General features: G+C 60.1%; 21 protein-coding genes and 1 riboswitch. Of the genes, 4 read left to right on the top strand and 17 right to left on the bottom strand.

The window, feature by feature from the left end:
* Nucleotides 1–50: 50 nt before the first annotated feature.
* Complete coding sequence (gene dapD, locus ACP3TE_RS13875; protein WP_105657535.1) at nucleotides 51–1004, top strand: 2,3,4,5-tetrahydropyridine-2,6-dicarboxylate N-succinyltransferase; 954 nt, start codon at nucleotides 51–53, stop codon at nucleotides 1002–1004.
* 62 nt (nucleotides 1005–1066) lie between these two features.
* Here dapD and ACP3TE_RS13870 read toward each other — a convergent pair whose 3' ends face one another.
* The 4 genes from ACP3TE_RS13870 to fdxA form a co-directional block, all read right to left on the bottom strand.
* On the bottom strand, nucleotides 1067–1615 hold the full coding sequence (locus ACP3TE_RS13870) for a hypothetical protein (RefSeq protein WP_133833694.1): 549 nt from the start codon (nucleotides 1613–1615) through the stop codon (nucleotides 1067–1069).
* Between the two features lie 202 nt (nucleotides 1616–1817).
* Nucleotides 1818–3104 carry a citrate synthase gene (locus ACP3TE_RS13865; RefSeq protein WP_105657537.1) on the bottom strand — a complete coding sequence of 429 codons (1287 nt, stop codon included), beginning with the start codon at nucleotides 3102–3104 and terminating at the stop codon, nucleotides 1818–1820.
* Nucleotides 3105–3202: 98 nt separating this feature from the next.
* Nucleotides 3203–4318 (bottom strand): succinyldiaminopimelate transaminase, encoded by a 1116-nt coding sequence (gene dapC / locus ACP3TE_RS13860; RefSeq protein WP_105661519.1) that lies wholly within the window; start codon nucleotides 4316–4318, stop codon nucleotides 3203–3205.
* Between the two features lie 12 nt (nucleotides 4319–4330).
* Nucleotides 4331–4654: a ferredoxin gene (fdxA, locus tag ACP3TE_RS13855; protein ID WP_013349521.1), complete on the bottom strand. Its 324-nt coding sequence runs from the start codon at nucleotides 4652–4654 to the stop codon at nucleotides 4331–4333.
* A gap of 214 nt (nucleotides 4655–4868) precedes the next feature.
* Between fdxA and ACP3TE_RS13850 the strand changes: the two genes are divergently transcribed.
* The gene (locus tag ACP3TE_RS13850) at nucleotides 4869–5111 is read left to right on the top strand and encodes a hypothetical protein (protein ID WP_133833693.1); all 243 of its coding nucleotides are present in this window, start codon (nucleotides 4869–4871) and stop codon (nucleotides 5109–5111) included.
* A gap of 125 nt (nucleotides 5112–5236) precedes the next feature.
* A complete protein-coding gene (locus tag ACP3TE_RS13845) occupies nucleotides 5237–5746 on the top strand; it encodes a helix-turn-helix domain-containing protein (protein WP_133833692.1) in 510 nt (169 codons plus the stop codon).
* 63 nt (nucleotides 5747–5809) lie between these two features.
* Here the strand turns inward: ACP3TE_RS13845 and ACP3TE_RS13840 are convergent, their stop codons facing one another.
* The 7 genes from ACP3TE_RS13840 to thiO form a co-directional block, all read right to left on the bottom strand.
* Entirely contained in the window at nucleotides 5810–6247 is a 438-nt protein-coding gene (locus tag ACP3TE_RS13840) for a hypothetical protein (RefSeq protein WP_105657541.1), read from the bottom strand.
* Nucleotides 6228–8135 carry a translational GTPase TypA gene (typA, locus tag ACP3TE_RS13835; RefSeq protein ID WP_105657542.1) on the bottom strand — a complete coding sequence of 636 codons (1908 nt, stop codon included), beginning with the start codon at nucleotides 8133–8135 and terminating at the stop codon, nucleotides 6228–6230. Before typA ends, ACP3TE_RS13840 begins: the two co-directional genes overlap by 20 nt.
* A gap of 147 nt (nucleotides 8136–8282) precedes the next feature.
* Nucleotides 8283–8825 carry a GNAT family N-acetyltransferase gene (locus ACP3TE_RS13830; protein WP_426733942.1) on the bottom strand — a complete coding sequence of 181 codons (543 nt, stop codon included), beginning with the start codon at nucleotides 8823–8825 and terminating at the stop codon, nucleotides 8283–8285.
* Nucleotides 8826–8892: 67 nt separating this feature from the next.
* On the bottom strand, nucleotides 8893–10038 hold the full coding sequence (locus ACP3TE_RS13825; RefSeq protein WP_426733940.1) for a ThiF family adenylyltransferase: 1146 nt from the start codon (nucleotides 10036–10038) through the stop codon (nucleotides 8893–8895).
* Nucleotides 10035–10856, bottom strand: a complete 822-nt coding sequence (locus ACP3TE_RS13820; protein WP_426733938.1) for a thiazole synthase — start codon at nucleotides 10854–10856, stop codon at nucleotides 10035–10037. The genes ACP3TE_RS13825 and ACP3TE_RS13820 overlap by 4 nt, the downstream gene beginning before the upstream one ends.
* Before the next feature lie 2 nt (nucleotides 10857–10858).
* Nucleotides 10859–11104 (bottom strand): sulfur carrier protein ThiS, encoded by a 246-nt coding sequence (thiS, locus tag ACP3TE_RS13815; RefSeq protein WP_105657546.1) that lies wholly within the window; start codon nucleotides 11102–11104, stop codon nucleotides 10859–10861.
* Nucleotides 11105–11130: 26 nt separating this feature from the next.
* Nucleotides 11131–12228 (bottom strand): glycine oxidase ThiO, encoded by a 1098-nt coding sequence (gene thiO / locus ACP3TE_RS13810; protein WP_105661579.1) that lies wholly within the window; start codon nucleotides 12226–12228, stop codon nucleotides 11131–11133.
* Nucleotides 12226–12330: riboswitch (TPP riboswitch) on the bottom strand. Its footprint overlaps the gene before it by 3 nt.
* Nucleotides 12331–12340: 10 nt before the next feature.
* On the opposite strand from thiO, the gene ACP3TE_RS13805 reads away from it, so the two are divergent.
* Entirely contained in the window at nucleotides 12341–13369 is a 1029-nt protein-coding gene (locus tag ACP3TE_RS13805; RefSeq protein ID WP_105661523.1) for a GNAT family N-acetyltransferase, read from the top strand.
* An 83-nt stretch (nucleotides 13370–13452) separates the two neighbouring features.
* Here ACP3TE_RS13805 and ACP3TE_RS13800 read toward each other — a convergent pair whose 3' ends face one another.
* From ACP3TE_RS13800 to ACP3TE_RS13775, 6 genes are all read right to left on the bottom strand, one after another.
* Nucleotides 13453–14673 (bottom strand): mechanosensitive ion channel, encoded by a 1221-nt coding sequence (locus ACP3TE_RS13800; protein WP_426733936.1) that lies wholly within the window; start codon nucleotides 14671–14673, stop codon nucleotides 13453–13455.
* A 294-nt stretch (nucleotides 14674–14967) separates the two neighbouring features.
* Nucleotides 14968–15399, bottom strand: a complete 432-nt coding sequence (locus ACP3TE_RS13795; protein WP_105661525.1) for an OsmC family protein — start codon at nucleotides 15397–15399, stop codon at nucleotides 14968–14970.
* A gap of 31 nt (nucleotides 15400–15430) precedes the next feature.
* Complete coding sequence (locus ACP3TE_RS13790; RefSeq protein WP_181149015.1) at nucleotides 15431–15865, bottom strand: GNAT family N-acetyltransferase; 435 nt, start codon at nucleotides 15863–15865, stop codon at nucleotides 15431–15433.
* Nucleotides 15866–15943: 78 nt separating this feature from the next.
* Nucleotides 15944–16780 (bottom strand): alpha/beta fold hydrolase, encoded by an 837-nt coding sequence (locus ACP3TE_RS13785; protein ID WP_426733934.1) that lies wholly within the window; start codon nucleotides 16778–16780, stop codon nucleotides 15944–15946.
* The gene (locus ACP3TE_RS13780; protein WP_426733932.1) at nucleotides 16771–17490 is read right to left on the bottom strand and encodes a lysoplasmalogenase; all 720 of its coding nucleotides are present in this window, start codon (nucleotides 17488–17490) and stop codon (nucleotides 16771–16773) included. Before ACP3TE_RS13780 ends, ACP3TE_RS13785 begins: the two co-directional genes overlap by 10 nt.
* A 60-nt stretch (nucleotides 17491–17550) precedes the next feature.
* A complete protein-coding gene (locus ACP3TE_RS13775; protein WP_105661528.1) occupies nucleotides 17551–18237 on the bottom strand; it encodes a VOC family protein in 687 nt (228 codons plus the stop codon).
* Nucleotides 18238–18378: the final 141 nt, after the last annotated feature.

Below are 18378 nucleotides of genomic sequence, written 5' to 3'. Positions count from 1 at the left end.
TTTTTGTCATTTATCAACGTTACTCCGGGCAACAAAGATACGATCAGTGTATGACTTCAGAATCTGTGACATCCAGCGAATCATCTGTCCGTTTAGCCTCAGCCCATGGCCTGGCAACGGTCGCATCCGATGGAACGATCCTTGATGTTTGGTACCCGGCTCCAGTCTTGGGCGAACTCGCCAAGGCTGAAGGGCTCTCCGGTGAACTCGCTGCCGCCGCGCAGGACGATGCAGCCCGCGGCACCACCCAGAAGGTCGTTTCACTGACCATTAATCTTGATGTAGCACCAGCTGACACCGCCGATGTGTGGCTGCGCCTGCACCTGCTCTCGCACCGTCTGGTCCAGCCGAACAGCATCAACCTCGACGGCATCTTCGGCCACCTCGCCAATGTCGTGTGGACCAACTTCGGGCCTTGCCAGGTAGAGGGCTTCGAGGTGACGCGCTTGAAGCTGCGCGCCCGTGGAGCGGTCACCGTGTACGGCGTGGACAAGTTCCCGCGCATGGTCGACTACGTGGTCCCAGCCGGCGTACGCATTGCCGACGCTGGCCGCGTGCGCCTCGGCGCACACCTGGCCGAAGGCACCACCGTCATGCATGAAGGATTCGTCAATTTCAACGCCGGCACCTTGGGCACTTCGATGGTGGAAGGCCGCGTGTCCGCTTCGGTCGTTGTCGGCGATGGTTCGGATGTCGGTGGCGGCGCCTCGATCATGGGCACCCTCTCCGGTGGCGGCAAGGAGCGCATTGTCATTGGCGAACGCGTACTGCTGGGCGCCAACGCCGGTGTAGGCATTTCCATCGGTGACGACTCGGTAGTGGAAGCTGGCCTGTACGTGACTGCCGGCACCCGAGTGGTTCTGGGCGAGAAGCAGGTCAAGGCGCTGGAGCTTTCCGGCGTGCCGAACCTGCTCTTCCGCCGCAATTCGATCACCGGCGCCGTTGAGGCGTTGCCGCGCGCCGGCCAGACCGTAGAGCTGAACAGCGCACTGCACGCCAACTAGTTCTTGCCCTGCAATCCAACTGGCAGATCACGGAAGTGATCTGCCAGTTTTTTATTGCTCGGCTATCCGCCGGGGAAGATGATGGTCACCATCGGCTGGATGAAGCCGTGGAAGGCCTTGGAGTCGCGTAGCAGCGACGTACTGGCAACGATGGTAGCCGTGCCGGTCAGCCATGCCCTGGGCTCGTCCAGGGGCACGTCAATGAGCTGGATTTCCTGGCGGGTGGATTGCATGCCGTGCTCCACCCCGTGGTCGATGAGGATTCTTTCCAGCTCATCCATGCGGTGCGGCACGTACTTGCCACTGTTTTCTGCAAAGTCCTGGGCATGCTGCTGGGCAAAAACCGTGGCCTGGCCGTAGTGCGCGCGGGCCAGCCGGGCCAGGGCCGGGTAGCCGTCGTCTTGAAGCCGTTCAATCAGTGCATCGCTGGCCGCCGGCTCCTTGGCCGGCGCTATTGCGGTCAGCGAATCCCACCAGGAGCTCCATTCCTGCTTGAGCTGTCCATGCGAGTCGTCGATCTTGTTGCGGTTCTTGATATTGGAAGCCAGCCGGCTATTGGGTCCGGCCTCCGCGGGGTGGACGCCTGACAGTTCGCGCAGGTACAACGCCATCAGCATATTCTGATTGGTATTTATGGCTAGCGACCAATTATTTCCACGACGTTGGTACATGCATACCACCTGACTCTTCGGCACACTTGTCGTTCCCTCTGCCTCATAGGATACTCCCGAAGTACCGCTTAAAACAGGGAAGGACCTGTCGCCCCACTTGTGTGGGAAGACAGGTCCTGCCGCCGGGATCCGGAAACTCGCCCTAGGCCTGGTAGCCGGGATAGTCGCGAGCGGTTTCACCCATGTACAGCTGGCGTGGGCGGCCGATCTTCAGCTCTGGGTCCTTGATCATTTCGCGCCACTGTGCGATCCAGCCTGGCAGACGGCCGATGGCGAACAGCACGGTGAACATCTTCTCCGGGAAGCCCATTGCGGTGTAGATCAAGCCGGTGTAGAAGTCCACGTTCGGGTAGAGCTTGCGCGAGATGAAGTACTCATCATTCAGCGCAGTTTCTTCCAGCTTCATCGCGATCTCAAGCAGCTCGTTCTTGCCCTGCTTTGCCAGCAGGTCGTGAGCGGTCTTCTTGATGATCTTGGCGCGTGGATCGTAGTTCTTGTACACACGGTGGCCGAAGCCCATCAGGCGTACGCCGTCTTCCTTGTTCTTGACCTTCTGCATGAAGTCTTCTGGGGAGATGCCGGAGGACTGGATCTCGCGCAGCATCTTCAGCACGGCTTCGTTGGCGCCGCCGTGGGCTGGGCCGGACAGTGCATGGATACCTGCAGAAACCGAAGCGAACATGTTGGCTTCGGAGGAACCGACCAGGCGCACGGTGGAGGTGGAGCAGTTCTGCTCGTGGTCAGCGTGCAGGATCAGCAGCAAGTCGAGGGCCTTGACCACATCCGGATCCGCAAGGTAAGGCTCGGCAGCGGTGCCGAAGCACAGGCGCAGGAAGTTCTCGACCATGTTCATCGAGTTGTCCGGGTACAGCAATGCCTGGCCGATGGACTTCTTGTGCGCGTACGCAGCCAATACCGGCAGCTTTGCCAGCAGGCGCAGGGTCGAACGCTCAACCTGTGCGTCATCCTTCGGATCCAGCGAATCCTGGTACCAGGTCGACAGGGCCGAAACAGCCGAGGACAAGACCGGCATCGGGTGCGCGTCGCGCGGGAAGCCGCCGAAGAAGCCCTTGAGCTCTTCGTGCAGCAGGGTATGGCGGCGCAGCGAATTGTCGAACTCGGCCAGCTGATCAGCAGTCGGCAGTTCGCCGTAGATCAGCAGGTAGGTTACCTCGATGAAGCTGGACTTCTCGGCCAGCTGCTCGATTGGGTAACCGCGGTAGCGCAGGATGCCCGCGTCGCCGTCGATGTAGGTAATCGCGGACTTGGTAGCCGCGGTGTTCATGAAGCCGGGATCGTAGGTCACGTTCCCGGTAGTCTTCAAAAGTGGGGCTACGCCAAATCCGTCATTGCCCTCTGCTGCCTGAATTACTGGCAGCTCGAGGTTGGATTCTCCAAAGTGTAGCTGTGCAGATGTGGTATCTGTCATTGCATCTCCTAACCGGAAAGCGTGTAGTTCCGAAAGGTCAGTCGTCACCGTAGAACATACCGCGATTTGACCCATTCAAGCTAATTAGGGTGTCATCTTCACCGGTTGGCGGAAGAATTCAACCGTTCAACGGCAGCCGCGATCCGCTCATCGGAGGCGGTCAAGGCCACGCGTACATGGCGTTCCCCCGCGGTGCCGTAGAAGACGCCAGGACCGGCAACGATGCCCAGTTCCGCCAGCGCCCCGATGGTTTCGAAGCTTGGCCGCCCAGCGGTGCACCACAGGTACAGTCCTGCCACCGAATCATCGATGGCCAAGCCGAAGTTCTCCAGCGCTGGCCGCAGCATGGCCCGGCGTGCCCGGTACAGCTCGCGCTGCGCCGCAACATGCTCGTCGTCATTCAATGCCACCACCATGGCGTGCTGGATTGGACCGGGCACGATCATGCCCGCATGCTTTCGGCTGTTGACCAGAGTTGGCATCAGGTTCGGGGCGCCGGCAACGAAAGCGGCGCGGTATCCGGCGAGGTTCGACTGCTTGGACAGCGAGTACAGGGCGAACAGGTCATCGAGGTTTCCTCCGTTGACCGCCGGGTCCAGGATGCTTGGCACCTGGCCCTCGTATTCATCCCATCCCAGTTCGGCGTAGCACTCATCGGAGGCCACGACGGCACCCATCTCACGCGCCTGGGCCACGATGCTTGCCAGCTCGGCAGTAGCACGGACCTTGCCGGTCGGGTTGCCTGGCGAGTTGACCCAGATGAGCTTCACGCGTTCACGCTGCTCAGCAGTCAAATCCGAAAGGTCGTCGGTGGCGATGGGGGTCGCGCCAACCAGCTGGGCGCCGATGTCATAGGTGGGGTAGGCGATCTCTGGACGTACCACTATGTCGCCGGCACCCAGGCCCAGGAACAGCGGCAGCCATGCCACCATTTCCTTGGAACCGACCGTTGGCATGACATCATCGGTGCTCAAACCGGTGACATTGCGGCGACGGGCGAACCAGTCGACGATGGCCTCGCGAACTTCAATGGTGCCGTGCGTGGTCGGGTATCCGTGCGAGTTCGCCGCCTCGGCCAGCGCCTGCTGGATCAGTTGCGGCGTGCCATCGATCGGCGTGCCGATCGACAGGTCCACGACTCCCCCCGGATGCGTGGATGCTTGCTCGCGGTATGGGGCGAGCTGGTTCCAGGGGTAATCGGGGAGCTCAAGCATAAAAGTGAAAACCTAGCCTTGGTTCTGTGGTGGCAAGGCGCTGATCAGTGGGTGGTCAGTGCCGGTGTTACCAATTTTAGCGGCGCCGCCCGGGGATCCAAGTTCGTCGAAAAAGTCGACGTTTGCCTTGTAATAGTCGGCCCATTCATCCGGCACGTCATCTTCGTAGTAGATGGCTTCAACGGGGCAGACAGGTTCGCAGGCGCCGCAGTCAACGCATTCATCCGGGTGAATGTAGAGCGAGCGCTCACCTTCATAGATACAATCTACCGGGCACTCTTCGACGCACGCCTTGTCTTTAACGTCGACGCACGGCTGAGCGATGATGTAAGTCACGAGGGCCGAGACCTTTCCTTGCACTGGGTGGTTTCAACAGGAGCTAGTGGTTTCCTCAGATGCTCTTTGAATCCTTTACCAGCTCAAACTACAGTCTAGTCCTGATACCCATGCATCGGACCGCCCATTGGCTCGCTGTGACGTAATCGACCATTCACATTTCAGCTTCCCGGGGTCCAGATGAATTCTTCTTACGAAAAGATGACGCTTCCAAATGCTTAATTTCAGTGATGTGACGCCCGGTGAACGGCTTGTTGTCCGCTACCGCTTGGCCGACGGCCGGGCCGGTGAGCATTTTTCCGATGCACTGGGCGAGCTGCAGGAAGTGACGGAGGAATCGGTGAGCATCCAAACCCGGGCTGAACTGGTATGCATCCCCCGCGCGGCGATCACTCACGCCAAGCGGGTACCGCCGGCTCCGGCGCGCCGCAGGCCCCGTGCCCCTCGCACCGAGTAGCAGCCTGCAAGCCGTGCAATTTTCCTGCTTCCAGGTGTTGCTGCCGCGGGCACACCCATACCGCTTGGGACGACATGTGATTTGAAACTGCCAATCACTCAGCGCTTTTCGCGTATGCTGTTTCCATGCCCTCCGATAAACTTGTCCAATCGCGAGCACGAGCCCTCAGCTCCCCGCTGAGGCTTCGCATCTTGCGCTTGTGCCTGCATGAGTCACGAACGAACAAGGAAATTGCGGACATTCTCGATTTGAATCCCGCCACCTCCTTGCATCACGTGCGAACCCTGGTCAGCAACGGTTACCTCGCGGCAGAAGAATCACGCCGAGGCAACCGTGGCGCCAAAGAAGTGCCCTACCGCAGCACCAAGCAGTCCTGGGGCACGCGCATTCCCGACGCGGCCCCCATGCTGGTGGACACCTTCCTGCAGGAAATCGCGGGACTTGATCCCCAGGAGATACAGGTAATCCGCTTGGGCCTGAAGCTCAATGAAGAAAGCCAGAAGGATCTCATGAGCCGGCTGCGCGCTGTGATTGAGGACTACGCGATGCGAGATCCGGATCCAGATGGCGTTGCCACCTCGTTGTTCTTGGCCCACCACCTGGATATCACCGGCAATGCGCGCAAAGACCAGTAGCCTGCGTTTCGCCTAGTTAAACACAGAAGGAGCTCTTCCCGTTGGGAAGAGCTCCTTCTGTTTTCAGTTCTGGCGTTGTTGCTTGCGTAGCACTCGCAAGGAGCACAGCAGGGCAATCACCGATGGAATAACCATTCCATACATCCACAAGGCCGAGGCCAGCGTTGGCCCGGGCAGGTACTTGTAGTACTCCATGCCCAAGATCAGCTGGTCATCGCCCACATAGGAAATCAGGCCAACGGTCACATAGCAACCGATGAACCCCAGCGCACCGGCCCACAGCTTCGATGAAGAAACCGCAGCCCAGTACACCAGAACTCCGAGCAGGAGCCAGGCCAGACCCACACCCCAAACCAGCGGGATGTCGTTTCCGACATAGCTGATGGAGGCGTGGATTGCGGTCCCGAATAATCCTGCTGCCACGGCGGCAACAACACCGCGCCAGAGCGCGGAGAAGTTGCTGCCGAGGGATTTGCGCTTATTAGGAGCGAGCGCGTGCACGGGTAGCCTTGGCACGGTCGTTGGCGTTCAGCAGAACCTTGCGGATGCGGATGGCTTCCGGGGTAACCTCAACGCACTCGTCTTCGCGAGCGAATTCGAGCGACTCTTCCAGGGTCAAGTTACGTGGTGGGGTCAGGTTCTCGAACGAGTCCGAGGAAGCAGCACGCATGTTGGTGAGCTTCTTTTCCTTGGTGATGTTCACGTCCATGTCGTCGGCGCGGGAGTTCTCGCCGACGATCATGCCCTCGTAAACCTCTTCGGTTGGCTTCACGAAGAAGTTCATGCGCTCCTGCAGGTTGATCATCGCGAATGGAGTCACAACGCCTGAACGGTCGGCAACGATCGAACCGTTGATGCGGTATTCGATTGGGCCTGCCCATGGCTCGTAGCCTTCAGCCAGCGAGGCAGCAATGCCGGCGCCGCGGGTTTCGGTCATGAAGCGGGTACGGAAGCCGATCAGGCCACGTGCTGGAACCATGAATTCCATGCGAACCCAGCCGGTGCCGTGGTTAGCCATGTCGGTCATGCGGCCCTTGCGCGATGCCATCAGCTGGGTGATAGCACCCAGGTACTCTTCAGGTACGTCGATGGTCATGCGTTCCATTGGCTCGTGAACCTTGCCGTCAACCATCTTGGTAACAACCTGTGGCTTGCCAACGGTCAGCTCGAAGCCTTCACGGCGCATCTGCTCAACGAGGATGGCCAGTGCCAATTCGCCACGGCCCTGGACTTCCCAAGCATCTGGACGCTCGGTAGGCAGGATGTTCAGCGAAACGTTGCCGATCAGTTCCTTGTCCAGGCGATCCTTGACCTGTCGTGCGGTGACCTTGGCGCCCTTGACCTTGCCAGCCAGTGGCGAGGTGTTGATACCGATGGTCATCGAGATCGCAGGTGGATCAACGGTGATCAGTGGCAGCGGCTTAGGGTTCTCAAGGTCGGTGAGGGTCTCGCCGATCATGATGTCTTCGATACCGGCAACTGCAACGATCTCGCCTGGACCAGCTTCGTCAGCTGGAACGCGGGTCAGGCCCTGGGTGGCCAGCAGTTCGGTGATCTTGACCTGCTTCATGGTGCCATCCTGGCGGGCCCAGTTAACCTGCTGGCCCTTGCGCAAGGTGCCGTTGATCATGCGCAGCAGCGCCAGGCGGCCAAGGAATGGCGAAGCGTCAAGGTTGGTGACGTGGGCCTGCAGGACTTCACCTTCGGTGTAGGTCGGTGCAGGAACGTGCTTGATGATGGTCTCGAACAGTGGCTCAAGATCTTCGTTATCCGGCAAGGTGCCATCGCCAGGCTGGTTCATCGAAGCGTAGCCGGCCTTGCCCGAGGCGAAGACGACAGGAACGTTCAAGATTGCGTCCAGGTCCAGATCCGGAGCTTCGTCAGCCAAGTCCGAAGCCAAGCCCAGCAGCAGGTCCATGGAGTCGGAGATGACGCCATCGATGCGGGAGTCGGGACGGTCGGTCTTGTTGACCACGATGATCACTGGCAGGTTGGCGCTCAATGCCTTGCGCAGCACGAAGCGGGTCTGCGGGAGCGGGCCCTCGGATGCGTCAACGAGCAGAACCACGCCGTCAACCATGGACAGGCCGCGTTCCACCTCGCCACCGAAGTCGGCGTGGCCTGGGGTGTCAATGACGTTGATGGTCATCTTCTTGCCCTCGGCTGCTGGGCCGTTGTAGAACACGGTGGTGTTCTTAGCAAGAATGGTGATGCCCTTCTCGCGTTCCAGCTCACCTGAGTCCATCACGCGATCTTCGGTTTCACCATGGCTGTCGAATGCGCCAGTCTGCTGGAGCATGGCGTTGACGAGGGTGGTCTTGCCGTGGTCAACGTGCGCAACGATGGCTACATTGCGAAGTTCATCGCGAGTAATGGTGTTTGCTGACATGCGTGAAGGCTCACTTCCGCTCGAAAATTTGGGTCTGTGGAGTCGGGGCCAAAGTCGACCCAACAATCCAGTTTACGCGCTCGAGACTCATAGTCTGTTGATCTGTGTCAGAACATACAGGAATTTCATGTATCTGTCGCAAAGAATTCAGCGGATTAACCGCGTTGGCATCCAAAAACGCAGCTTGCTAGGCCCAAAGTTGACTTCAATTTCCGGGAGTTCAGCGTCAAGCAAGCCGCCGCATTTTTCTATGGTGGATTTTGAACCGATGTTATCGGAATCACAGGTAACCAGCGCATGTTCAATTCCTGATTCGCGAAGTTCCTGCAACCCGAATTTGCACAGTTCCTGTGCCGCACCACGGCGACGATACTCGGGAACTACACCATAGCCGATATGTCCGCCGACCTGAAACAGGCTCTCGTTGATTTCATATCTGACGGAAACCCGGCCAACCAGGTCCCCCTCGTCAAAGGCGGCGAACAGCGCCGAGCGAACCCAGCCTTCTGGAATGTGCTCGCCTCGGCGCCCTGCCTTCATCCGGTAGATATAGTCCTCCCAGTCCTCGGCTGCAGACCAAGTCGGCAAGAACTCGAAGTCTTCGCGAAGCATCAAGTGGTGGGCGTCGATTGCCTGCTGTTCGTCCTGGCTTTCCAATTCACGGATCTCCAGCGTCTTTCCCAACGTCATAGCGCCAGTATGCCAGAGCGCCTCCACTTCCCACCGGTGAATTGCGCGCCAAAGATGCGCCTGAGCCCTAGTAGGCCACCTGCTGGCCCCGCACTTGCCTGGCCCATTCCACGGTTCCGCCGCTGAGGCTGTAGACGGCAATGCCTGCATCCCGACCGGACATGGTGATCCGCGCTGCCTGCTGCGAACGGGCACCGGTTTTGCACACGAATACGACCGCCGAAGCGCTGTGCGCGAGCTTTCCCAGTCCCCGTTCTTTGAGCTGCGCGAGCGGAAGGTGCTGGCTGTGCGGGATCGCTATGATGTCGCGTTCCCAGGATTCGCGCACATCCACCAGCAATACCGGTTCTTCCGTTTCCAGCTCCGCTAGCTGCTGAACCGTGAGCTCCGGGACATGCCCTTCGGCAGCGCAGGAAACCGGCTGGTACTCCCCCAGCCCGGTCACCGGCTCACGTTGCGGATCCCTGGCGAATTCGAGGGTCCGCACAGTGGCTTCCAGCGCATCATAGAGCCAGAGCTTGCCGCTCAGGGTGGTCCCGATTCCGGTAATGAACTTCAGGGCTTCGGCGCACATCACCGAACCGATAACGCCGCACAGTGCGCCGAAGACTCCTCCTTCGGCGCAGCTGGGCACGGAGTCCGCGTCGGGGATTTCCGGAAAAAGATCACGCAGCATCGGGCCGGTGCGCGGATCGAAGACGGACACCTGCCCGGAGAACTGGAAGAGGGTTCCCCACACCAGCGGGGTGCCGGTGATTTCCGCGGCATCATTGGACAGGTACCGCGTGGCAAAGTTGTCGCTGCCGTCGATGACCAAGTCATATTCACTGAAAAGTGCCACGGCGTTGGATTCATCCAGCTTTTCATCCACGGTGATGATCTGGACGTTCCGGTTCTGCTCGTGGGCCATCCGCCGCACCGAATCCACTTTCAAGCGCCCTGCATCCTGTTGCCGGTGCATGGTTTGTCGTTGCAGATTGGACAGCTCGACGGTGTCATCGTCGATGACCCCGAGGGTGCCGATTCCCGCAGCGACCAGGTAGCTGGCAATGGGACTGCCCAGGCCCCCGGCTCCGATAACCAGCACCTTGGCGTTGGCGATGCGGCGTTGCCCTTCTTCTCCCACCCCGGGCAGGGACAAGTGCCGGGAGTAGCGCGCCAGCTCTTCCGGTTCCAGCTCCGCGCCGGGTGCGACCAGGGCTTCCCGGCTCACGAGAAGTCACCGACCAGGGTTTGCATCATGCCTTCGGCCGGCGATGAGGCCAGTGCGGTATCGCGGCGCGGGATCCGGCCAGCGAGCCGCGCGGCGCGCCCGGCACGCACAGCATCCTTCATGGCCCTGGCCATGAGCGGCGCGTTGTGCGCCCGGGTCACCGCACTGGCCAGCAGCACCGCGTCGCAGCCGAGCTCCATGGCCAGGGCCGCATCCGAGGCGGTGCCCACCCCGGCGTCAAGGATCACCGGTACCTGCGCGCGGGAGACGATGGTGGAAATATTGTGCGGATTCAGGATCCCCAGGCCCGAGCCGATCGGCGCTCCGGCCGGCATGATTGCCGCAACCCCGGCGTCTTGCAGGCGTTGGGCAAGTGCCGGATCATCATTGGTGTAGGCGAAGACCTGGAACCCGTCGGCCACTAGTTGCTCGGTGGCCGCATGCAGTTCCAGCGGGTCCGGCAGCAGCGTGTGCTCATCGGCAATTACTTCGAGCTTGATCCAATTGGTTTCCAGAGCTTCACGGGCCAGGTGCGCGGTGAGGATCGCATCGCGGGCGGTGAAGCATCCAGCAGTGTTGGGCAGCGCAATCACGTTGTTGCGCTGCAGCAGTTCATACACGTTGCCTGCGCCGGCCGCCGAAAAGTGGCGGATGGCCACGGTGGTCAGTTCCGTTCCGGAGGCCCGCAGGGCGCTTTCCAGGGTGGTCAGCGAACTCGCTCCCCCGGTGCCGAGGATCAAGCGCGAGGACAAGGTGCGTCCGGCGATTTGGAATGGGTCGCTGTGGATGTCCAGCTCGGTGATGTTGCGCGTTTCCATGCCTAGCCTCCCTGGGCCGCGGTAACGAGTTCAATGCTGTGCCCTTCGGCCAGCAGGTAGCTATTCCAGGCGCTGCGTGGAACGACAGCGCCATTGACGGCGGCGGCAACTCCGAGCTTGCTGCCGTCAGCGGCCACCGAGTTGGCGTCCAGTTCCTTGCCGATTTGCGTGCTGATGAATTCGCGAAGGGTGGTTCCTTCGTCCAGGTTCAGTTGCCGTGAATTGAAATTGATGCCGATGCTTGTCATGGTTGCTGCTCCGTTCGGTGAGCGGTCTAGGTTGCGTTGGCAAAGCGGTGGGGATCCACAGCCTGGTGCAAGGGGTGGGATTGGTGGCCGTGGGCGAGATCCGCAGTGAGCGTTGCGCCCAGCGGAGCCAGCAGCACGCCGTGCCGGGAGTACCCGGTGCAGAGCAGCAGCCCTGGATCAAGGCGTCCAAGCAGCGGCCGGTCATCTGGCGTGGCGGGACGTGCCCGGGCCGTTGCTTCGTTCAGCGTGCAGTCGCTGATGCCGGGGACCAGCTTTCTCGCGTTGTCCAGCAGCAGGTGCATCGCGCCAATGTTCACCGCTTGTTGCCGGTCTTCACGGACGCTGGCGCCAAGGACGAGGCTGCCGTCCCTTCTCGGCACCAGATACACCTGTTCCCGGTGCACGATGCCGCGGATGGTGCGGGTGATGAGCGGCGGGCCTGCTGGTCCCTGGATCCGGAGGATGTCCCCGTAGACCGGGCGCAGCGGAAGTTCGTTCAAGCCATCGAGGGTGCCAAGACCGGTGGCCACGATGGTCTGCTCCGCTTCGAGGATTCGGCCCGATGCGGTCCGCACAGCGGTGGTCCGCTTCCCGTCGGTCACCAGTGCCTGCGCCCGTTCCTCGACCAGGTGCGGACGCAGATGCTCCAACAGGATCTTGACGATGGATCGAGGGTCGACCTGGTGGTCATCTTGGCACAGGACCGCGCCGGCAATATTGGCGGCCAAGGCTGGTTCGAGCTTGCGGGCTTGGCTGGGCAGCAGCTTTTGCGCTGACAGGCCGAGGGATATCTGCAGTTCGGCCAGCTCGTGCAGGGCTTCGCGGTCCGCAGGCTCTGCGGCGACAACGAGCGTGGAGTTCTGCAAGTAGTCCGGGCGTTGCCCGGTGGCCGATTCGATGCGCTCGATGAACTGCGGATAGGCGGCATTCGAGGCGGCAAGCAGCTGGTGCAGCGGGCCATTGCCCCAGACCGTTTCAGCTGCCGGGGCCAGCATTCCTGCTGCCGCGTAGCTTGCACCTTGGCCGGGTGCCGGATCGATGAGGGTGACGGTGTGTGCGCGTGATTCCAGCTCGAACGCGACGGCCAGGCCGATTATCCCGGCGCCAACAATGTTGACATGCACAAGGGCACGCTTCCTTCCTACGGCGGCATGACCCGCATCAGGTGTAGCGGTCGGCTCGGTGCCCTCTCAGCCTGGTCGATTCAGGCTCCCGCGGATTACAGCGATTATAAGCATGATGCAGCTCATAAAGTCGAACTTCATTGAACGCAGTTCCGTCATCTTCTGTGATGTACTTGCTGACATGGCATTCCATGACTTCCCTATCGTGCTTCCCCAAGGTTCTGCGCTATCCAGCACCATCATCTCGTTGGAGCAAGAACTCTTGGAATCCAGCCAACGCCATAGCCAGGAGCAATTGCAGCGGCGCTTGCATCCTCGGTTCGCCGAGGTGGGAGCCAGCGGGCGAGTCTATGATCGCGAGGCCATCATTGCCCAGCTGGCCCGGGAGCCGGCACGGGATGCCGGGGCGTTGAAAGTCGAAAGCCCGGTGGCTCTCCAGCTTTCAGACCAGCTGGTGCTGCTGCGCTGGAAGCTGCTCGCCGGTTCCCCCAGCGAACGCAGTTCACTGTGGATCCATGAGCAGGGCCGCTGGCAGCTGCTCTTCCACCAGGGCACGGCCGCCGCTCATCCGCAGCCATCTGCAGGACCGGAGGAAGCCGTGCATGCCGACGGTGAATTCTCGGTGCGCCGGCTGCGCCTTTCGGATGCCGAAGCGGTCTACGAGGCATTTTCCTCGAACCCCGACATGTTGCGCCAAGGCGACGCCGATTCCCCGCAAAAGGCTGAGTCGTATGTGCGCGCACTGCTGGAGGCCGGGGAACGCCAGCAGGCGTTGGCCGTCGCATATCGGGATCGGCTGGTGGGACTGGTGTGCGGTACGGTAGACCCGGCCAATCGGAACGCGTGGATTTGGTATTGGATGAACCAGAATTACCGGGGCCGGTCGCTGGCCACCCGCGCCGTGGCAACCTTAGTGGATTACCTGTTCGACGAGCTGGGACTGTACCGCTTGGAGCTGGGCTTGCGGGCAAATAATCCCGGGTCGAAGCATGTGGCAGAAAGCAACGCCTTCCTGCACGAAGGTGTCGAACGGGGCAAATTCCTGGTTGCCGGAGAACGCATCGATGTGCACACCTACGCACGGTTGCGTACCGATGGCGGCTCTGCGGTCATGCCCTTGCCGTGGGGCACGCAGCAGTAGCTTGGCGGGCATCAAAAAAGTCGCGGAATCCGGTCTTGGATTCCGCGACTTCTTATCTGTCCCTCAGGTTTTGTGATGCGTGGTTAGATGCCTGGGTTCGATGCCGGTGGCGTCGAGTCCGGGCCATTGGTGGCCTGTTGGGCCTCCATCTTTTTCAGCGTGCGGGCCGCAGCATCACGACCGCCGAGGCCAAAGGCCAGAGCCGCTGCCAATGCTGCGCCAATGACGATTGCGCCGAAGGCCATGTTGATGATCGAATCGGCGATACCCATGTACTTCAGGCCCATCGCCACGAACAGCGCAATTGCCGTGTAGCGGATGATCTTCGAAGCAGTAGTGTCACCCAAGAAGCGGCCAATCACATTGGCGATGACGAAACCTGCGGCGATAATTGCTGCGCCGAAGAGGATCTTGCCGCCCAAGGCCAGGATCTCATTGAGGATATTGGTGATCGCTGGGAAGTTCAGCATCTGGGCCGCCATCACACCGAAGAACAGCACGATAGCAATCTTGACGATGCCAGCGATGATTCCCGAAGCGCTCTTGCCCTCGGGAACTACGCCCCACTGGGCAACAACAGTGTCGGTACCCACGCCGTGGAGGGAGGATTCAAGTAGCTGCCCGACGAACTTGGCAATCAGGATACCCACGGCCAAGAGCACCAAGGCCATGATGACCTGCGGGATTGCGGTGAAGACCAGCTGCAGCATCTGCTGAGCAGGTACCGAAATTGCCGCGATGCCCAGAACCTGCAGGGCTGATATTGCGACGACTAGCAGGATCAAGGCGAAGACGATGTTGGCAATGATGTCAACGATCTTCGCTTGGGATTCGCGAGACTGAACTTCATCTACTGGTTCGTTGCCTGGGGTGACCTTGCGGACCAGTCCGCTAAAATCGACAGTTCCCAAACCGGTCCTCAGCAGCTGGCGAACAATATTCGCGATGACGTAGCCAATGAAGAAGATGAAGCCCGCACCGATGAGGTTGGGGATGAAGGCCATGACGCCGCCGAGCATGCCCTGCACCGGCGATAGCACTTCGGATAGAGCGAAGACTTGCAGGATTGCCACGAGGCCGAAGAGCCAGACAATCAACCCCGCGACCTTGCCCAGGGATTGGCCTATTTGTTCTCCGTCATTGCCCTGCCTTTGCAGGAACTTCACCCTGTTCACCAGTTTGGCGGCAGCCCAACGAACTATGCGTGCAACTAGCCACGTAATGATGAGGATGATTAGCGCGATGCCAACCTTTTGTAGCATCGACGCCCAGTCGATATTGCCTAAAACGTTCTCAGACTGCATTGCTGCTCCTTCAACGTAGGGACAATCCGACCCTACGATGAAGGTTCTCCGCTGACTAGGGCAAAGACCCATGCTCCCAGCTTGAATCATTGGACTTTCACAGCTCGAATTGCGAAAAGCTGACTATATCCCGATGGATTCAACGAATTCCGAACAATAAGGCCCTACCGACAACCGATCCACGCAATATTAGAAAGTTCGCGGCTGCGTCCAAACCCGTGAATTGCCATGGAAGCTATTGCGGATTCAGCCATTGATCTTTATCAATCCGGCAATTACCGGAAGTCCCGCTACCTAGTTGATGACTTCGCTCCGCACGGAAGCACCCAGTTCAACGGTGCGGGAGACGGTGCAGTATTTGTCATGCGAAAGCTTGACGATGCGCTCCACCATGCTGGCTGCCTTGCGGCCTTCCTCGGTGTCGGGGAACTTCAAATCGAAACCAAGATGAATGTCCTCCATCCGGCTCGCCGAGTTCTCAGAGACCTTGTAGCCGCCCGCTTTGACTTCGAATTTCTCAGGCTCGCTTCTCCTGGTGGTCGCCACATCAACATCAATTGCGGAACACCCTGCGATGGCAGCAAGCAGCAACTCCACCGGGGTTAGCAACCCTTCGCCCTGGCCGAATTCTAGGCTGGCTCCCGATTCGAGGCTGGTGGCCTTGTACTTGCGTGCCTCGACGCGTTCGATGCTGACTTCACGGATCTCACGGCTATTTTCACTCATGAAACTATCGTGCCACGATCCAGGCTGAAGACTACACGTGGCGCAATACGACTCGTTGCGGCGACGATGCAGTTTCCCCGGGCACAGGCACGAATCCGCAGTCGCCAAAGAACGCAATGGCAGGCTGGCGCTGGCAATCGAGATGAACGCTGATCCCGGGAATGCTGGCGATGATTTCATCCAGCAGTATGCGGCCCACACCCTTCTGGCGATCAGTGTGCCTCACCCAGAGCAGTTCGATGCGTGTACTGCTCCATGCCGCAAAGCCAACAATGCGTCGACCATGCTGGGCAATCCTGACTGAGACCGATTGGCTATAGACAGCTTCCAGGGCGACGGCCACCGCATCAATATCAGCAGCCGAGAGGAAGTCTCCCCGGCGTTCCACCGAACTGCGCCAAATGTCGAGCAGGTCAGGCACTTCATCTACGCTCGACAGCTCGCGCAGCAGGAGAGTCTCTTCCATGCCATATTCCTTCATGCTCAAGCGAATCCGTACTTGCTGATTCGAAATGTAGCCGGGTGCCAGCGATTCCTCAAGTTTTCATGGATCGTTGCGGCACACCAGCATGCGGTTTTTCCCCGGCTTAGCCGGCTCGTTCATGCGGCCCGTGCGGTGGGCCCAGTCCCGCAATTCGGCCGCGGCCTGCTCGGGCTGCTCAAGGTGCACGTTATGCCCTGCAGAATCAAGCACGCGGATCCTCATCGAGGGGTACCGGCGCGATAGCTGCTCGGGATCCCGGTATCCGGTGATGTGGTCTTGTTTCCCGCACAGGATGGTTACCGGAATATCCAGCTGGCGTTTACGCTCCACGGGCAGAGGATCCAGGAAGTAGCGCTTGGATAGCTTGGCCATAGAGCGCAAGTTCGCGCAGTCCAGCCCGGGCAGCACCCACTGCGCGAAGCTCTGCCACGCCTGCTGCGATTGCACCACGGCAATATCGGAGAATTGCTGTGCTTGGCGGGGATCTATCCGGGCCAACAGCCCGGGATCCTCTACGACTACCTGCGCTTCGGGCACAGTGCGCCGCGAGGCATCGGGAAAGACCACTGGGGCCAGGAGGAATAGTCCTTGGGTCTGGCCGGGAAACCTGTCGGCCATCTCCTGGCAGAGCAAGGCGCCAAGAGAGTTGCCCAGCAGTGCGAACGGCCCCTCTCCCGCGGTTTGCCTGATCAGTTCCTCCAACCAGTTTGCAAGTTCTGGCAGTCCCCCGGGATTCCCTAGCGGTGGACAGGTTCCGAAGCCGGGCAAGTCGACGTAGTGCAAGTCGAAGATCTGCGCGTTGGCCAGCTCTGCTTCCAGCGGCTTGAGGATACGGTGGTCTACCCCGTTGCCATGCACCATGAACAACGGGATCCTGCTCTTTGGCGCTACTCGCATTTCACCGTGCTCTTCTCCTGTGCCTCGCGCTGGCTCGCAGCGTAGCTGATCATCCATTGGCCAGCTACGTAGGTGAGCATAATCCAGAATCCCATTCCGGGGACATCGATATCCGCAAATGAGCGCAGTGCGATCAAGGAATCGGAGAGGAAGAATATTGCGCCGCCGAAGCCTGCGATCGGACCCAGCCCGGTACTGAGGATGGACATCATCATCAATGCCAAGCCATAGATGATCACCGGGGCGAGCAGCACTCCCGCACCGGGTGAGCAGAGGACCAGCAGCAGGGCAAATGCGGCAAGATAAGGAAGCGGCATCCACCAATGGCGCAGTATCGAAGATTTCCAGTATCTTGCCAGAGCGGCGATGTAGAAGAACTGCGCAACCAGGAATGCGCTAACCATGGCCAGGAATGCAGAATCGCCGTCCATGAACCGGGGCAAGGTGTCACCGACCCAGGAGAAGAAAAGGGCTATGAGCACCAGCCGGATCAGTGTGCCACGCGGCGAGGTGGTGAGGGCGAGAACCGTTCCTGCCAACAGCGGCATCAGCAGGATCTGCGTGGCGTCCGCCAGCAGCCCCGAAGGCCAGAACAGTTGTGCCAGCAAATGGGTGGCAGTTGCGAGCAGGAGCGCCAGAGCCGCGATCCCGCGGCGTGACTGCCCCGGGATCACCGCAACGGTGTGCTCATTGCCTAGGTGTGGTTGCACTTTCTTCCTTGGGTAGTGCCGATAATTGCGTTTAGCGGCCTCGGGGCGTTGCCGGATCCGTCACCGGTTGGAAGCCGACGGGGCCAGGACGCAAAATTCATTGCCCGAGCGGTCCTGGAATACCCGCCATGGCAGCGTACCCCACGGACGGTCCAGTTCCTTGCCGCCCAATGCGCAGATGATTCCCAACGCGTCCTCCATGCTCTCGGCCTGTTCGAGACGCAGGTCCAGATGGATCGCATTCTTCCCCGCAGTCTTGGGTGAAGCTTCCCGGACAAGGACCAGCCGCGGGCCCGCGCCTGATGGATGAGCCAGAACCACTGGAGACCGCGCAACGATGTCCCATCCCAGCAGCTGCTTCCAGAATTCTGCATCTCCGGCCGGGTCAACGCAGGCCAGTTGCAGGGCTTCAAGCACCAAGCCGCTTGCGTCCTGATCGTGGGCACGGAGCAGAAATTCGTTGCCTGCGGCATCGAGCCTGGACTCCATGGCATCCCGGTGCCGATCGCCAAGGCGTTCGCTGAAATGGGTGCCGGATCCGAGGATCAGGTGCACGCGCTGTTGAGCACGGTCCGGGTTCCGGACAGCGGGGAAGCACAAATCCAGGTATCGCGGTCCGGCCAGCTGCAGTCGGGTTTCATAGCCGTCGGCGTTATCGGTCAGCATCTGGCACTTGAGCAGGACCTCCCAGAATTCCCCTTGCTGTTTCGGGCTTTCGGCATCGAAGACGATATTTTCCCAGTACATGCTTCCAGCTTACCGCTGGGGTGATTCCGGTCACTTCGCGCATTCGTTGAACCGGCCAATAATATCCACATATGGAAATTGATTATCGTTGACTTAGGCAATGGAAACAAGAATTCTTTTCGCAGGATTTCCATAAGAATT

Origin of the sequence: Glutamicibacter sp. 2E12, assembly GCF_050030965.1 — a bacterium.
In the GTDB taxonomy this organism is placed as follows: Bacteria; Actinomycetota; Actinomycetes; order Actinomycetales; family Micrococcaceae; genus Glutamicibacter.
Note: the sequence above shows the minus strand (reverse complement) of the source record. Positions and strands in the feature narration are given on the sequence as shown.

What these genes read in the sequence shown, in the direction of transcription:
- ACP3TE_RS13790 (WP_181149015.1), bottom strand. Translation starts at nt 15,865, where the DNA reads ATGGAAGAGACTCTCCTGCTGCGCGAGCTGTCGAGCGTAGATGAAGTG.
- typA (WP_105657542.1), bottom strand. Translation starts at nt 8,135, where the DNA reads ATGTCAGCAAACACCATTACTCGCGATGAACTTCGCAATGTAGCCATC.
- ACP3TE_RS13845 (WP_133833692.1), top strand. Translation starts at nt 5,237, where the DNA reads ATGCCCTCCGATAAACTTGTCCAATCGCGAGCACGAGCCCTCAGCTCC.
- ACP3TE_RS13865 (WP_105657537.1), bottom strand. Translation starts at nt 3,104, where the DNA reads ATGACAGATACCACATCTGCACAGCTACACTTTGGAGAATCCAACCTC.
- ACP3TE_RS13805 (WP_105661523.1), top strand. Translation starts at nt 12,341, where the DNA reads ATGATGCAGCTCATAAAGTCGAACTTCATTGAACGCAGTTCCGTCATC.
- ACP3TE_RS13820 (WP_426733938.1), bottom strand. Translation starts at nt 10,856, where the DNA reads ATGGAAACGCGCAACATCACCGAGCTGGACATCCACAGCGACCCATTC.
- ACP3TE_RS13850 (WP_133833693.1), top strand. Translation starts at nt 4,869, where the DNA reads ATGCTTAATTTCAGTGATGTGACGCCCGGTGAACGGCTTGTTGTCCGC.
- ACP3TE_RS13870 (WP_133833694.1), bottom strand. Translation starts at nt 1,615, where the DNA reads ATGGCGTTGTACCTGCGCGAACTGTCAGGCGTCCACCCCGCGGAGGCC.
- dapC (WP_105661519.1), bottom strand. Translation starts at nt 4,318, where the DNA reads ATGCTTGAGCTCCCCGATTACCCCTGGAACCAGCTCGCCCCATACCGC.
- ACP3TE_RS13775 (WP_105661528.1), bottom strand. Translation starts at nt 18,237, where the DNA reads ATGTACTGGGAAAATATCGTCTTCGATGCCGAAAGCCCGAAACAGCAA.
- ACP3TE_RS13785 (WP_426733934.1), bottom strand. Translation starts at nt 16,780, where the DNA reads ATGCGAGTAGCGCCAAAGAGCAGGATCCCGTTGTTCATGGTGCATGGC.
- ACP3TE_RS13795 (WP_105661525.1), bottom strand. Translation starts at nt 15,399, where the DNA reads ATGAGTGAAAATAGCCGTGAGATCCGTGAAGTCAGCATCGAACGCGTC.
- dapD (WP_105657535.1), top strand. Translation starts at nt 51, where the DNA reads ATGACTTCAGAATCTGTGACATCCAGCGAATCATCTGTCCGTTTAGCC.
- thiS (WP_105657546.1), bottom strand. Translation starts at nt 11,104, where the DNA reads ATGACAAGCATCGGCATCAATTTCAATTCACGGCAACTGAACCTGGAC.
- ACP3TE_RS13800 (WP_426733936.1), bottom strand. Translation starts at nt 14,673, where the DNA reads ATGCAGTCTGAGAACGTTTTAGGCAATATCGACTGGGCGTCGATGCTA.
- ACP3TE_RS13830 (WP_426733942.1), bottom strand. Translation starts at nt 8,825, where the DNA reads ATGACGTTGGGAAAGACGCTGGAGATCCGTGAATTGGAAAGCCAGGAC.